The sequence below is a fragment of the Uliginosibacterium silvisoli genome, assembly GCF_036017035.1.
GTDB lineage: Bacteria > Pseudomonadota > Gammaproteobacteria > Burkholderiales > Rhodocyclaceae > Viridibacterium > Viridibacterium silvisoli.
In genome coordinates this window covers 287,285-300,516 of sequence record NZ_JAYXHS010000001.1, presented here as the reverse complement: position 1 = coordinate 300,516, position 13,232 = coordinate 287,285, and the positions used below count along the sequence as shown (strand labels likewise).

Below are 13,232 nucleotides of genomic sequence, written 5' to 3'. Positions count from 1 at the left end.
GCAGGGCCATGTTTGCAGTTCCACTGTGAGGAGGCGAAGTGCATGAGCAACGAGATCGACGCTGAAGTGAAATCGCTCATGGAGCGCATCCTCTACGAAGTGAAAAAGGTCGTCGTCGGCCAGGATCACTTTCTCGAACGCGTGCTGGTGGCGATTCTCGCCAAGGGCCATCTGCTTGTTGAAGGCATGCCGGGCCTGGCCAAGACGCTGACCGTCAAGACGCTGGCCAATACCATTCGCGGCGATTTCAAGCGCATCCAGTTCACGCCCGACCTCGTGCCAGCCGATCTGGTCGGCACGCGCATCTACAACCAGCGCACGGGCGATTTCTCCACGGTGCTCGGGCCGGTGTTCACCAATCTACTGCTGGCCGATGAAATCAATCGCGCGCCAGCGAAAGTACAGAGCGCGCTGCTCGAAGTGATGCAGGAAGGGCAGGTCACGATTGCTGGCGAAACGCACAAGGTGCCGTCGCCTTTCCTTGTCATGGCGACGCAGAACCCCATCGAAACCGAGGGCACCTATCCGCTGCCCGAGGCGCAGGTCGACCGCTTCATGATGAAGGTGCTGGTCGGCTATCCGACGGACGAGGAGGAGTTCGTCATCGTGCAGCGCGTGACCGGCGCTGCCACGCTGGTCGCTGCCGTGGCATCGACCGGGCAACTCGCTGAATTGCAACAGGTGTGTCGCGCAAGCTTCGTCGAACCGGCGCTCATGCAGTATGCCGTGCGGCTGGTATCGGCCACGCGTGATCCGGCGCGACATGGCCTGGCTGATCTCGCGCCGTACATCTCTTTCGGTGCCAGCCCGCGCGCCACCATTCACCTCGTCGAAGGCGCGCGTGCGCTGGCCTTCCTGCGCGGGCGTGATTACGCCTTGCCGGAGGACATGCAGGACATCGTGCCCGACGTGCTGCGCCACCGCCTCGTGCTGTCGTATCAGGCGCTCTCGGAAGGGCTCAGCGCCGATCAGATCATCCTCAAGGTCATGCAGAAGATCCCCGCGCCGGACAAACCTCTGGAGAGCCATGTCAGTGTCCCTGCAAAAGCCTGAGCGCGCTGCTGCGGGGCCGGGTGAGGTCGCGCAGAGCGCCGAGACCATCCTGCGGCGTCTGGAGTGGACCGTCATCCGGCGGCTCGACGGGCTGCTGCACGGCGACTACCGCACGCTGTTCCGTGGCTTCGGGCTGGACCTCGCCGACCTGCGCGAGTACCAGTACCACGACGATGTGCGCCACATCGACTGGAACGTCACCGCGCGGCTGCAGACGCCCTACGTGCGCGACTTCCATGAAGATCGCGAAGTCACCGCCTGGTTCCTGCTCGACCTCAGCCCCTCGGTGGATTTCGGCTCGCAGGACACGCACAAGCGCGCCGTCTCTGCCGAGTTCGTCACGGTGCTGGCGCGCCTGCTGACGCGACATGGCAATCGCATAGGCGCGCTGCTCTATGGCAGCGAGGTCGACACGGTCATTCCGGCGGGGGCGGGGCGGCGCCACATCCTGCATATCCTGCACAGCATGCTCAATCGTCCCAAGGCCAAGCCCTCGGCGGCTACCGACCTGCAGACCCTGCTGCGCAGTGCGGCACAGATCATCCCGCGGCGCTCGCTGGTTTTCGTGGTGTCCGACTTCATCAGTACGCCTGGCTGGGACAAGCCGCTGGCGCAGCTCGTCCAGCGGCACGAAGTCGTCGCGGTACGTCTCTACGATCCGCTGGAGATGGACATGCCTGATCTTGGCATGGTCGTCATGCAGGACGCCGAGACCGGGGAGCAGCTCTTCGTCGATACCAGTGATGCCGGCTTCCGCAGACGTTTCGCCGCTGCCGCCGAGCGGCGCGAGAACACGCTGCGCGACAACTTCGCCAAGGTCGGCGTGGACGCGCTGGAGCTATGCACCGACGACGATCTGGCCGACGCCCTGCTGCGCTTTGCCGACCTGCGCAAACGCCGCAGCCAGCTTGCTGCGGGCGGCAGCCTGCCTGCACACCTCACAGCGACCCGGGGGGTACGTCAATGAAATTCATGTGGCCCGAAGCCCTGTGGCTGATGCTGCTCGTGCCCGCTCTGATCGCGCTGTACGTCTTCCTGCTACGGCGAAAGAAGAAGGTCGCGCTGCGCTACGCCAGCCTGAGCATGGTCAGGGAAGTCATCGGTGTCGGCAGCAAAGTCCGTCGGCATATTCCGCCCGTGCTGTTCCTGCTGGCGATCGCACTCATGATCTTCGCCATCTCGCGGCCGACGGCCGTGGTGCGCATGCCCTCACAACAGGAGACCATCATCCTGGCGATGGATGTCTCGGGCAGCATGCGCGCGCCCGACGTCAAGCCGACGCGCATCGTTGCCGCGCAGGAAGCGGCACGCGCCTTCGTCAATGCGCAGCCGGCACGCACGCGCATCGGCATCGTTTCCTTCGCCGCCACCGCCTCGGTCGTGCAGGCCCCCACGCAGAATCGTGAAGACCTGCTCGCCGCCATCGACCGTTTCCAGCTGCAGCGCGGCACCGCCATTGGCAGCGGCCTCATCCTGTCGCTGGCAACCCTGTTTCCGGAAGAAGGTATCGACGTCAGCGCACTGAGCTATGGGCGCGACACTGATCCCAATATCGACCACAACGAAAACAATGAAGGGCAGAACACGCCGCTTGGTCAGCGCCCCGGCGGCGCAGGGAAGAAGGAGTTCAAGCCTGTGCCGCCAGGCTCCTTTACCTCGGCAGCCATCATCCTGCTGTCTGATGGCCAGCGCACCGTCGGCCCCGATCCGCTCGATGCTGCCAAGATGGCTGCCGACCGTGGCGTGCGTGTCTTCACGGTAGGGGTGGGAACCGTTGAAGGCGAGACCATCGGCATAGAGGGTTGGTCGATGCGCGTGCGCCTCGACGAGGAAACCCTCAAGGCTGTCGCCAAGAAAACCGAGGCGGAGTACTTCTATGCGGGCAATGCAGTCGACCTGAAGAAGATCTACGAATCGCTCAACGCGCGCTTCGTGCTGCAGACCAAGGAGATGGAGATCACCGCTTTCTTCTCCGCTGCAGCCGCGCTGCTGTCAGTGCTCTCTGCGGTGCTGAGCTTGTTGTGGTTCAACCGGATACTGTAGGTTTTCCGCCATTGGGCAATCTGCGTGGCATGACCGGCGGCGCGACGGGCGCCCGGTTCAGGGATGAACTTTTTGCGACGACATCTATCTTCAAGAGTCGTAGCGTATCTTCATGCCTTCCTTCTCCCACCCTCTTGATCGGAGTTCATCATGACCCAGTACAAGCCCCAGACCCGTGCCTACGCTGCCTTGAAAGCAACCGATCCGCTTGCGCCATACAGTTTCGAGCGCCGCATGCCGGGAGCCAGCGATGTCGCCATCGAGATCCTCTTCTGCGGTGTGTGTCACTCCGACCTGCACACCGCGCGTAACGAGTGGCATAACACGATCTATCCCTCGGTGCCTGGCCACGAGATCGTTGGCAAGGTCGTTGCCGTCGGTTCGGCCGTCAAGAAATTCAAGGAAGGCGACACGGTTGGTGTCGGCTGCATGGTCGACAGTTGCCAGACCTGCGCATCGTGTGCCGAAGGCCTCGAGCAGTATTGCGAGAAGGGCTTCACCGGCACTTACAACGGGCCGCTGTATGGCGGCGGCGAGAACACTTACGGCGGTTATTCCAGCAGCATCGTGGTGGACGAGAAATTCGTGCTTAGCGTCTCGCACAAGGATCAACTCGCCGCCGTGGCGCCCTTGCTGTGTGCAGGCATCACCACCTACTCGCCACTGCACCAGTGGAAAGTCGGCAAGGGGCACAAGGTCGGCATCGTCGGCCTCGGCGGACTCGGCCATATGGGCGTGAAGATCGCTGCGGCCATGGGCGCGCACGTGGTGTTGTTCACCACGTCGCCCGGCAAGAAAGAAGATGCCTTGCGCCTCGGTGCCCACGAAGTCGTGATCTCGAAGAACGAAGCCGAGATGGCCGCGCATGCCAGCAGCTTCGACTTCATCCTCAATACGGTCGCAGCGCCACACAACCTGGATGCCTTCATCGCTTTGCTCAAGCGTGATGGCACGATGACCCTGGTGGGGGCGCCGGATTCGCCACACCCTTCACCGAACGTCTTCGGTCTCATCATGGGGCGTCGCCGTCTTGCCGGTTCGCTGATCGGTGGCATTGCCGAGACGCAGGAGATGCTCGACTTCTGTGCGAAGCACGGCATCGTCTCCGATATCGAGATGATCCGCATGGACGAGATCAATGGCGCCTACGAGCGCATGTTGAAGAGCGATGTGAAGTATCGCTTCGTCATTGACATGGCGTCGCTGGCGTAATTTCCGGACACGAAAAAGGCGGCCTGCGGGCCGCCTTTTTTCATTCACGGGCAGGGTTCAGGCGCTGTCGCCATCCGGCGCGCGACGATGGGCGGGCGCGGTGTTGAGCAGGTGCGTCTGCAAGCCGTGACTGAGCGAGAGGTAGCGCTCGTACTGGCCCAGCACGTCGGCAATGATTTCTTCGCTGCGCAGATAGTCGATGGCGTAGCCGCCACGCCCGTCGGCGAAGAAGCTCATTGCCTCCCAGGTGTGGTGGCGTTCGCTGGCGGGCAGCTGCACCTCATTGAGGGCGAAGGCGGGCAACTGGCGTGCACGCGGCCGGACACCGTAGATGAAATCGCGCAGATTGGGCTGCGGGATCACCAGCAAGATGGCGCCATCTGCCTCCTGCCGTACCTCGGCCGATACGGATTTCTGGCGCATTGCCAGGGCTACCTCGTCGAGCGCCGGCCTGACCGTGGTCGCGATGAAACTGCGCACCTCGGATTCAGTGGGCTGTTGCAGGATGTTCTCCAGCCGCTCGCGCCAGTGCTGACCCGACCAGAAGCGCGTGGCAGGGGCGAGCATGCGTTGCGAGTGGCGCTTGTCGGCCGCCAGCCCGCGACATAGCGAGAAGATCAGCAACACCATGATGAGCGAGAACGGCAGGGCTGCGACGAGGGCCATGGTCATCAGCGCACTCTGCCCGCCGGTGGCCAGCAGCACGGCCGCCGTCACGCCCAGTAGCGCAGCCCAGAAGATGCGTTGCCAGAGCGGCGAGGGCTGGTCATCGCGCGACGCGAGCAGGTCCAGCATCAGCGAGCCGGAGTCCGCAGAAGTCACGAAGAACACGGCGATCAGCAAGACGGAGACACCCGCCATGAGGCTGGAGAACGGCAGGAAGTCGAAGAAGCGGAACAGCAGCGCATCGACATTGCTGGCCATGCTGGAGAGCGCACCCTGCGCCGTGTGCAGATCGAGCCAGATGACGGTGTTGCCGAAGACGGTCATCCACAGGAAGGTGAACAGGCTGGGCACGAGGATCACGCCCGTGACGAACTCGCGGATCGTGCGGCCGCGCGAGATGCGCGCGATGAACAAGCCCACGAAAGGCGACCACGAAATCCACCATGCCCAGTAGAGAATCGTCCAGCCGGAGAACCAGCTGGCAGTGCGCTCGGGGGTGTAGGTGAAGTTGCGCAGCGTCAGCATCGGGAACTGCGCGAGATAGCTGCCGAGGTTGTCCGCGAATGCACCGAGCAGATAACGCGTCGGACCCGCGAACAGCACGAACAGCATCAGCAACACGGCGAGTGACAGGTTCAATTCGGAGAGGCGCCGCACGCCCTTGCCGACGCCCGTTGCGGCGGAGATCGCCGCCAGCGAGATCACGACGAAGATGAGCCCCAGCTGCACGGAGAGGCTGCTGGTGTCCCACCCCGTCAGGCGCTGGATGCCCGCCGCCAGCTGCACCACCCCCAGCCCGACCGAAGGCGCCAGGCCGAACAAGGTGCAGCACAGGGCGAACACATCCACCGCATGGCCCCAGGGGCCTTTGATGCGTTCGCGCAAGATGGGGTAGAGGCCCGAGCGCAAGGACAGCGGCAGGTTGTAGCGATAACCGAAATAGGCAAGCACGAGGCCGACGACGCCATAGATCGCCCAGGGCTGGAAGCCCCAGTGCAGAAAGGTGCTGGTCATTGCCTCGCCGGCCGCGGCGAGGGTGCGCCCCTCCGTCAGCGGGGGTGACACGAAGTGCTGCAGCGGTTCGCCCACGCCGTAGTACATGAGGCCGATGCCCATGCCGGCTGCAAACAGCATCGCCAGCCAGGAGAGCACGCTGAACTCCGGCTCGGCATCGTCGGCGCCAAGCCGGATCTTGCCGTAGCTGCTGCACGCCAGCCCGATCAGGAACACCAGGAACACCGATACGACCAGCGTGTAGTACCAAGAGAAGTTCTCGGAGATTACGTGCTGCAATGACTTCAGGGATTTGCCCGCCGCAGTGGGATCGCTGGCGCAGAAAATGATCAGCACGCAGATGATGGCGAGACTGGGGATCAGCACCGGCAGGCGGAAGGTGTGCAGGGCTTTCTTCTGTTCGGACATGGGCTTCCCGGATCGAAGATGGTGAAACTGCGATCAGCAAAAGCCCCGAGCTGCTGCAGGCCGTCGCTCTGTGCGTGAATGCTTCCCGGCGCGCCCGGCAAGCCCCTCTACATCATATGACGCACGCCGCCACAATCAAGAGGGGTCCAGCGGGGCGTCCCAGTCATTGCTGGTGAGGCCGTCCTGCAGTGCCTCCATCGTCTCAACCGGCTCGATGTCTTCCGCATATCCGCCGGCGGAAGGGGCCGGCTTGTCATGGGTCAGGTGCAGGACAAGCAGCGTACCCAGCAAGGGTAGTGTCCACACCAGAAGGGTCTGGCCGAGCTTCTCGGCCGGCAAGGCCAGAGGGTCATGCCTAATCCGCCAGGTGACCCATGCGTTCATCGCGAACAGTGCAAGCAGCAACGCCGCTGCAATGACGATGTGCATCGCGTCTCTTCCTCCGGTTCAGGCGAGCAGCGACAGGATGAGGGCGATGGCGCCCGGCAAGCCCTGCACCCACAGGATCTTGCGACTTGCCGTCAGAGCACCGAACACACCCGCGACGAGCACACAGGCGCTGAAGAAGATCGCAATCGCACGCCCCTCCGCGCCGAGCCGCAAGGCCCACAACAGCCCTGCGGCGAGAAAGCCGTTGTAGAGCCCCTGGTTCATCGCAAGCGTCTTCGTTGCCCGTGCCTGCTCCGGGCTCATGCGGAAGGCTTTCAGGCCAGGGGGCTTGTCCCACATGAACATCTCCAGCACGAGGATGTAGACATGCAGCAGGGCGAGGAGTGCGATGGCGATGCTGGCGACGGTGCTCATGATGCAGGCCTCCGGTGTGCGATGCCCGCATCATACGCGTGCAGCGGCCCGTCGTTCCTGCGAGCGTAGGTCGGAAAAGCAAAGCGCCTTCCGACATTCCGGTCATACGCGAATGCTCGTGCTTCGTTTGACGCCCTGATGTCGGAAGGCGCTTTGCTTTTCCGACCTGCACGCACCCCATCATCATGGCGCAGAAAATGACGCATCAACAACACATCGGCCCACCATGCTGGTGATAAAGCTGCGCCAGTTCGCCATCGAGGGCGCGCACGCTGGCGCGCCACTTGTCAGCGGGGTCGAGGGCGGAGCGCAGCCTTGCCATCAGGTCTGTCATCAGGGCAGGGTAGTCGACGCCGAGCACGTGGCCGTTGTCGACGATGGTCTTGCCGCTGACGATGACGCGCTTGATGTGGGTGGCCGTGGCGCGCGCGAGAACGTAATCCAGAATCTCTACGTCGTCGAAGAGGCGGTCTTCCATCAGGCTGTGGCCGTCGAGCACGAGCATGTCAGCAAGGCCGCCGACGCTGATCGCATCGCTGGTCTCGACGCCGCTGATGGAATGCCTGCCTTGCTCGCTGGCGATGCGCCAAGCCTGCGCATGCGAGAGTTTCGTTTCATAGCCCCAGCCTTTGTGCAGGTGATGCAGCAGGCGCAGTTCGCGCAGCGCGTCGTCGTCTTCGTCGAGCGACAGGCCGTCGAGCCCCATCGCTACATTGCAGCCCGCGGAGAGCATCTGCGCGACCGGTGCGATGCCGGAACGCAGGCCGAGGTTGGAGCCGGTGTTGACGGCGATGCGTGCGCCGCTTTGCGCGATGAGATCCAGCTCTTCTGGCGTGCAGTAGGTGCAGTGCGCCAGCGTGAGGCGCGGCGAGAGCAGGCCGATGTCATGCAGGTAGCGGATGATGCCTTGCGGCAGATGATGGTCCGCCCACTCGCGCTGGTAGCGGGTCTCCAGCATGTGCATGTGCACCTGGCGATTGTGTTGCGCCGAGGCTTCGGCGATGGCACGCAGCAGGGCGTCGCTGCACCACTGCACGCCAGTCGGGCCGTATTGCACGTTGAAGCCGGGGCCGTGACAGGACTCGGCAATGGCGTCGGCAAGCGCGAGCTGTTCAGCCGCGGGCAGCGGCGGCTTGCCGAAGCGCGGGCTGACGCGTGCGCGCAGATCGGCGGGGAGTGCGGCGAGCACGCTTGCGTCGTCGCCGTAGGCGATGTTGTTGCGGTCGCGCATGGCGACGGCAAAGCCGACCTGCACGCCGACATCGCGTGCAGCCTTCGCGACCTGTTGTGCTTCCATGAGTGGATCGACGAGGCCTTGCTGGCGCGTGTAGTGGACCATTACGCGACCGGCACCGCGCAGGGCCGAGCGTGCCAGTGACGAGGCGGCGCAGACGTAGGCATCCACGCCTGGAATGACGCCCAGATAGGCGAGCCAGGATTCGAGCGGCTTGTCGAAGCCGCCCAATGCCGTGGCGCGTACGGCGCGTGCATGGTCGTGCGCGTTGCAGAGGCCGGGCAGGGCGATGAGGCCGTTGCCGGTCGGCGTTGTCGACGCCAGTGATGCGATGCGTTCGCCGGCAATGGCGATGTGCGCGCTGTGTTGCGTGGGCTGCACACCGGGTTGGGCGAGTAGCCAGTCGACTTCGAAAGCATGACTGTCTGCATTGACGGTGCTCATGAGCCGACGTTCCTTCGAGTAGATGTGTTGAGCCAATAACCAAACATCGTCATCCCGGCGAAGGCCGGGATCCAGACAGTCGCGTGGAGCTGGATCCCGGCCTTCGCTGGGATGACAAAAGTTAAAACGGTGACTTCACGATACGCTCGCTCTTCGCAGGCAGGAAGCTGCGATTGAACACTTCGCCCGGCGCCGGGCTGCGTGGCAGGCCGTAGCTTTCGTCGAGCTGGGTGATGGCGCGTGCCATGCGGTCGTCCTTGATGTCCCCCAGTCCGATTTCGGCGACTTCCGGCGTCAGCATCAACGACTTCACCGTATAGATCAGACGGCGTTTTTCGATGTCTTTGTTGATGAGCGGTTCGTTCTTCGCGAGGTTGTCGATGCAGGCATCAGGTGTGGCAATGCATTCCTTCACCGCGCGGTTGATGGCGCGCACTAGGCCGCTGACAGCTTGCGGTTTCTCCTTCACGAGTTGCTGCGAGACGAGCACGCCGTTGCTGTAGAGGTCCAGCCCGTGATCGTTGTAGAAGATCCAGCGGATGTCCTTGTCCGGATCGATTTGCATCGCGGCGAGGTTCATGTAGCTGGTGGCGGAGAAGACGGCAGAAGCATCGACCTGCCCACGCAACAGCATCTGCTCCTGCAGGTTGGGCGCCATGTTGAGCCATTCGACTTTCTTCTCATCGACGCCGTTCTTCTTCGCCAGTGCGGTGAATACCTTCAGCGCCGCAGCGCCAGCTGGCGAGCCGAGCTTCTTGCCTTCGACATCTTTCAGCGTCTTGATCGGGCTGTCGGCCTTGGTGATGAGTGCGAAGGGCGCGCGGTTGTAGAACATGTAGACCATGACCGGCGTTTCGGCGGGGCGTGTCGCTGCATTCTGGACGATGGCGTTGATGTCGCCGAAGCCTGCCTGATATACACCTGCCATCACGCGGGTGACGCTGGCAGCAGAGCCTTCGCCCTGGTCGATGGTGACGTCGAGCTTCTCGTTCTTGAAGTAGCCCTTGTCTTGTGCCCAGTAGAACCAGGCGTGCACGCCCTGAATCTTCCAGTCCAGCGTGAATTTGATCTTCGTGGCTTCCTGCGCCATGGCAGGCGTTGCGCACAGGCTGAGTGTTGCCATGCAGGCGGCGGTGAGGCGTTTCAGGGTGTTCATGTTGGGGTACCGGTGGTGTTGTGAGTGGGGTTACGTGCCTGCTTGCAAATTCATGCACGCAGGATGAGAGCGAAGGGGCCGCCGCCTGCCGGCCCCTGGTGTTCGGCGCCACCTGACACGTACAGCGCGGTGTCGCCAAGTACGGAGGCGAGCGCTGCGCCGACAGCTGCGCGTGCGTGGCGGGTGGAGTTGATGTCGGAGTCGTTGAGCATGGTGTGGCGTGCGCCGCGCACCTTGCCGTCGGGTGCGGCCTCTGCCTTGGCGAGCACGTTCACCACACGCTGGCGAAGGGCCTCGCTCTGCGTGTCGGGGTCGATGCCGAAGTCCTCGCGCAGGCATCTGCGCACGCCGGCCACGTCGATGGCGTCGCGCATCACGCCGTGGGCGATCAGGTAGTCGCTGTCGGCCTGTGCGCTCATGCCCATGACGATGATGACGTTATGGTCGAGCTCGATGCCGGCCGAGGTGGAGGCCACGCTGGAGTAGAGCGACCAGTCGCTGCGGATGTCTTCGTCCTGCACTTGTGCCGTGTCGATCTCGCCAAGCGCGACGGCCACGCCGAGGGCCGATGCGCCGCGTGACGCGCCCATCGATTCATAGGTGTCGTGCGTCACGGGTGGCGCGCCGCGCTGTAGGGCTTCGTCGATCTTCTGCGCGGTCAGCAGCGGGCATTTGATCTGCACGAAATGCACGTCGCCGGCGTCGTCGATGCCGGCGTCGCGCATCGCCTGCGTCACCGCTTCGGCCGTGGCATTCACCTGCGCGCGGCGGCCGAGCTCTTCGGGCTTGAATTCACGCGTGAAGGCGATGCCGATGGCGAGGCGTTTGTCGGTGCGCGGGGCGTCTGTCGTCGACGCCCGCCGGGCGAACACGGTGAAGTGCGGCGACAGCACTCCTTCGGTGCCGCCCGACATGACGAGCGCCACGCGCGCATGCACCGCTTCGGGCGTCGTGCCCAGAAGTGGCGCCAGCAGATCGCACCAGGCGCGGCTCGCCAGCTCACGTGTGAAGTCATTGACGCAGCCGTTTCCCTCGGTCTTGCCCATCACGGCCACGATGTCCTGCGCGCGCAACGCGCCCGATTGCAGCAGGGCTTTGGCGGCGCGCAGGTCGGCCGGGCCGCCGCAGGGAATCTTGAAGACATCGACGATCTGGTTCATCGGCTGGGCCCATGAAAGCGAGGAAGAGGCACCAATCTTGCCTTGGCGGAGTGATGCATTTCCATTGCCAAGTTCGCATGTGTCCGTTCGATTTTTTGCAACGCTCAGCGCACTGGCTTCGCACCGACCCCGTGTTCGATAAAGGGCTTCCATGTCTTCGCTTCAATACCTGCGCATCTTCAGCTACATCGACGCCATCGCCCGCAGCGGCTCCATCCGCAAGGCTGCGGAATCGCTCTACATCACCGCCTCGGCACTAGACCGGCGCCTGCAGGACCTCGAGGAGGACATGGGCGCTGAGCTGTTCGAGCGCCACGCGCGCGGCATGCGGCCGACGGCGGCGGGCGAGTTGTTCCTGCAGCACGCGCGCGCGCAGCAGGCCGACTTCGACCGCCTGCGTGGCGACATCGCCCAGCTCAAGGGCATGCATCGCGGCAAGGTCAGCATCGCGGCCAGCCAGGCGCTGGTGTTCTCGGTGTTCCCCGAGGTCATTGCGAAATTCCGCATGGCCAATCCGGGCATCTCCTTCTCCGTGCTGATCTGCGACCACAACAGCGTGCTGCGTTCGCTGCGCGAGTTCGAGGCCGATCTGGGGCTCGTCTACAACGTACAGCCGTCGGCCGACATCACGCCGATGCTGGAGGTGGAGCAGCGCCTGTGCGCGGTGATGGCAGCCGACCACCCGCTGGCGCAGGCAGGCAGTCTGCGCATGCGCGACTGCCTCAACTACCCGCTGGCCCTGCCCGACGCCAGCCTCGGCGGCCGCGTGCTGCTCGATTCTTTTTTCGCGCGCAGCTCGCTGGCGCCCAACGTGGTGTTGGAGTCCAACTCCTTCGAGATGCTGCGCAACTTCGTGCGTGGCACCGACGCGATCTCCTTCCAGATCCAGGTGGGCGCCGCGCTCGGCCGCGAGCAGGACGGCGTGACCGCCCGCGCCATCGAAGACCGTGGCCTCGCTTCACGTGCGCTCACGCTGGCCCAGCTCAAGGGTCGCCACTTGCCCATGCCGGCGATGCGCTTTGCGGAAGCCCTGCGCGAGGCGCTGACGCTTGCCGAGTGAGCTTGAGTAGCGCGTTGCCCGCGGTTATGCGGCTCGCCATTCGAGCGTTGCGTTTTTCGCAACGCCTCATTGAAAAATGACCGGCAGACAGGATCAGTCTGCCTGCTTACGCTGAGGACATGTCGAACATGAACACACCCTTCGAACCAGGCTCTACCGCCACCCAGGCCGATGCGCGCTTCGGCGCGCCCTGCAACGCCTGGCAAGGCAATCCGCAACAGGTGAGCCTCGTGCGTCGCACGCCGGAACCCGTTGTCTGCACGCTCGCCGCCGAGCCCGCTCGGGTCGAAATCGATCTGACGCGCAGCGCATTGGTCGTGATCGATATGCAGAACGACTTCTGCCACCCGCAGGGCTGGTTCGGCCAGCGCGGTCTCGACATCGCGCCCTGCCGCCAGCCGATTCCCGTCATATCCGAGCTGCTGCCGGCATGGCGCGCTGCGGGTGGCCGCGTGCTGTGGCTCAACTGGGGCATCCGCGCCGATGGCGCCAACCTGCCACCGTCGATCCACTACAAAGCCAAAGGCGGCAACGCACACGCCGTCGGTTACGGCGAGGTCTCGCCGGAAGATCACGGCCCGTCGCTGGTGCGCGGCAGCTGGGGCGCGGCCCTCGTCGATGAGTTGCAAGCGGCTTCAAACGACCTGCTGGTCGACAAGCATCGCCTGTCCGGCTTCTTCGACAGCGAGCTCGACGGCGTGTTGCGCGCGCAGGGCATCACCACCTTGTTGTTTGCCGGCATCAATACCGACCGCTGCGTGTTCTCGACGCTGCAGGACGCGGGCTTCCTCGGCTACGACTGCCTGCTGGTCGGCGATGCCTGCAGCACGCCTTCGCCAGTACATGTCAGCGACGCCATCCATTTTCTCGTGCGCCTGCTGCACGGTTTCGTCACCACCAGTGCGGCCGTGCATGCCGCGCTCACTACCACTCACTCACCAGATCCCTCCCCAACGCCTCAACCTTGAAGGAATCCAT

Annotated in this window: 12 protein-coding genes; 6 read left to right on the top strand and 6 right to left on the bottom strand. The window is 63.9% G+C overall.

The genetic code is table 11. The features are described 5' to 3' along the window. The first annotated feature begins 42 nt into the window (after positions 1 to 42). The 4 genes from VVD49_RS01420 (at position 43) to VVD49_RS01405 (ending at position 4,308) form a co-directional block, all read left to right on the top strand. The gene (locus tag VVD49_RS01420) at positions 43 to 1,053 is read left to right on the top strand and encodes an AAA family ATPase (protein WP_327597339.1); all 1,011 of its coding nucleotides are present in this window, start codon (positions 43 to 45) and stop codon (positions 1,051 to 1,053) included. Further along, positions 1,028 to 2,020 carry a DUF58 domain-containing protein gene (locus tag VVD49_RS01415; protein ID WP_327597338.1) on the top strand — a complete coding sequence of 331 codons (993 nt, stop codon included), beginning with the start codon at positions 1,028 to 1,030 and terminating at the stop codon, positions 2,018 to 2,020. The genes VVD49_RS01420 and VVD49_RS01415 overlap by 26 nt, the downstream gene beginning before the upstream one ends. Continuing rightward, positions 2,017 to 3,096: a VWA domain-containing protein gene (locus tag VVD49_RS01410; RefSeq protein ID WP_327597337.1), complete on the top strand. Its 1,080-nt coding sequence runs from the start codon at positions 2,017 to 2,019 to the stop codon at positions 3,094 to 3,096. Before VVD49_RS01415 ends, VVD49_RS01410 begins: the two co-directional genes overlap by 4 nt. 150 nt (positions 3,097 to 3,246) lie before the next feature. Continuing rightward, the gene (locus tag VVD49_RS01405) at positions 3,247 to 4,308 is read left to right on the top strand and encodes an NAD(P)-dependent alcohol dehydrogenase (RefSeq protein WP_327597336.1); all 1,062 of its coding nucleotides are present in this window, start codon (positions 3,247 to 3,249) and stop codon (positions 4,306 to 4,308) included. 57 nt (positions 4,309 to 4,365) lie between these two features. Here the strand turns inward: VVD49_RS01405 and VVD49_RS01400 are convergent, their stop codons facing one another. The 6 genes from VVD49_RS01400 to atzD all read right to left on the bottom strand — a co-directional run bounded on the left by VVD49_RS01400 (position 4,366) and on the right by atzD (position 11,194). Next, positions 4,366 to 6,396 (bottom strand): BCCT family transporter, encoded by a 2,031-nt coding sequence (locus VVD49_RS01400; RefSeq protein ID WP_327597335.1) that lies wholly within the window; start codon positions 6,394 to 6,396, stop codon positions 4,366 to 4,368. 135 nt (positions 6,397 to 6,531) lie between these two features. Next, on the bottom strand, positions 6,532 to 6,825 hold the full coding sequence (locus VVD49_RS01395) for a hypothetical protein (RefSeq protein WP_327597334.1): 294 nt from the start codon (positions 6,823 to 6,825) through the stop codon (positions 6,532 to 6,534). A gap of 18 nt (positions 6,826 to 6,843) precedes the next feature. Next, a complete protein-coding gene (locus VVD49_RS01390; RefSeq protein ID WP_327597333.1) occupies positions 6,844 to 7,200 on the bottom strand; it encodes a DUF1304 domain-containing protein in 357 nt (118 codons plus the stop codon). A 205-nt stretch (positions 7,201 to 7,405) separates the two neighbouring features. Next, positions 7,406 to 8,878, bottom strand: coding sequence for an amidohydrolase family protein (locus tag VVD49_RS01385; protein ID WP_327597332.1), 1,473 nt, complete (start codon positions 8,876 to 8,878; stop codon positions 7,406 to 7,408). Between the two features lie 121 nt (positions 8,879 to 8,999). Continuing rightward, positions 9,000 to 10,034: an ABC transporter substrate-binding protein gene (locus VVD49_RS01380; protein WP_327597331.1), complete on the bottom strand. Its 1,035-nt coding sequence runs from the start codon at positions 10,032 to 10,034 to the stop codon at positions 9,000 to 9,002. Between the two features lie 50 nt (positions 10,035 to 10,084). Beyond that, positions 10,085 to 11,194 carry a cyanuric acid amidohydrolase gene (gene atzD, locus VVD49_RS01375; protein WP_327597330.1) on the bottom strand — a complete coding sequence of 370 codons (1,110 nt, stop codon included), beginning with the start codon at positions 11,192 to 11,194 and terminating at the stop codon, positions 10,085 to 10,087. 151 nt (positions 11,195 to 11,345) lie between these two features. Here atzD and VVD49_RS01370 point away from each other — a divergent pair, with 151 nt between their 5' ends. Beyond that, positions 11,346 to 12,254 carry a LysR family transcriptional regulator gene (locus tag VVD49_RS01370; protein ID WP_327597329.1) on the top strand — a complete coding sequence of 303 codons (909 nt, stop codon included), beginning with the start codon at positions 11,346 to 11,348 and terminating at the stop codon, positions 12,252 to 12,254. Between the two features lie 128 nt (positions 12,255 to 12,382). After that, complete coding sequence (locus VVD49_RS01365; RefSeq protein WP_327597328.1) at positions 12,383 to 13,222, top strand: cysteine hydrolase family protein; 840 nt, start codon at positions 12,383 to 12,385, stop codon at positions 13,220 to 13,222. Positions 13,223 to 13,232: the final 10 nt, after the last annotated feature.

What these genes read in the sequence shown, in the direction of transcription:
- VVD49_RS01405 (WP_327597336.1), top strand. Translation starts at nt 3,247, where the DNA reads ATGACCCAGTACAAGCCCCAGACCCGTGCCTACGCTGCCTTGAAAGCA.
- VVD49_RS01390 (WP_327597333.1), bottom strand. Translation starts at nt 7,200, where the DNA reads ATGAGCACCGTCGCCAGCATCGCCATCGCACTCCTCGCCCTGCTGCAT.
- VVD49_RS01415 (WP_327597338.1), top strand. Translation starts at nt 1,028, where the DNA reads ATGTCAGTGTCCCTGCAAAAGCCTGAGCGCGCTGCTGCGGGGCCGGGT.
- VVD49_RS01370 (WP_327597329.1), top strand. Translation starts at nt 11,346, where the DNA reads ATGTCTTCGCTTCAATACCTGCGCATCTTCAGCTACATCGACGCCATC.
- atzD (WP_327597330.1), bottom strand. Translation starts at nt 11,194, where the DNA reads ATGAACCAGATCGTCGATGTCTTCAAGATTCCCTGCGGCGGCCCGGCC.
- VVD49_RS01380 (WP_327597331.1), bottom strand. Translation starts at nt 10,034, where the DNA reads ATGAACACCCTGAAACGCCTCACCGCCGCCTGCATGGCAACACTCAGC.
- VVD49_RS01385 (WP_327597332.1), bottom strand. Translation starts at nt 8,878, where the DNA reads ATGAGCACCGTCAATGCAGACAGTCATGCTTTCGAAGTCGACTGGCTA.
- VVD49_RS01395 (WP_327597334.1), bottom strand. Translation starts at nt 6,825, where the DNA reads ATGCACATCGTCATTGCAGCGGCGTTGCTGCTTGCACTGTTCGCGATG.
- VVD49_RS01400 (WP_327597335.1), bottom strand. Translation starts at nt 6,396, where the DNA reads ATGTCCGAACAGAAGAAAGCCCTGCACACCTTCCGCCTGCCGGTGCTG.
- VVD49_RS01365 (WP_327597328.1), top strand. Translation starts at nt 12,383, where the DNA reads ATGAACACACCCTTCGAACCAGGCTCTACCGCCACCCAGGCCGATGCG.
- VVD49_RS01420 (WP_327597339.1), top strand. Translation starts at nt 43, where the DNA reads ATGAGCAACGAGATCGACGCTGAAGTGAAATCGCTCATGGAGCGCATC.
- VVD49_RS01410 (WP_327597337.1), top strand. Translation starts at nt 2,017, where the DNA reads ATGAAATTCATGTGGCCCGAAGCCCTGTGGCTGATGCTGCTCGTGCCC.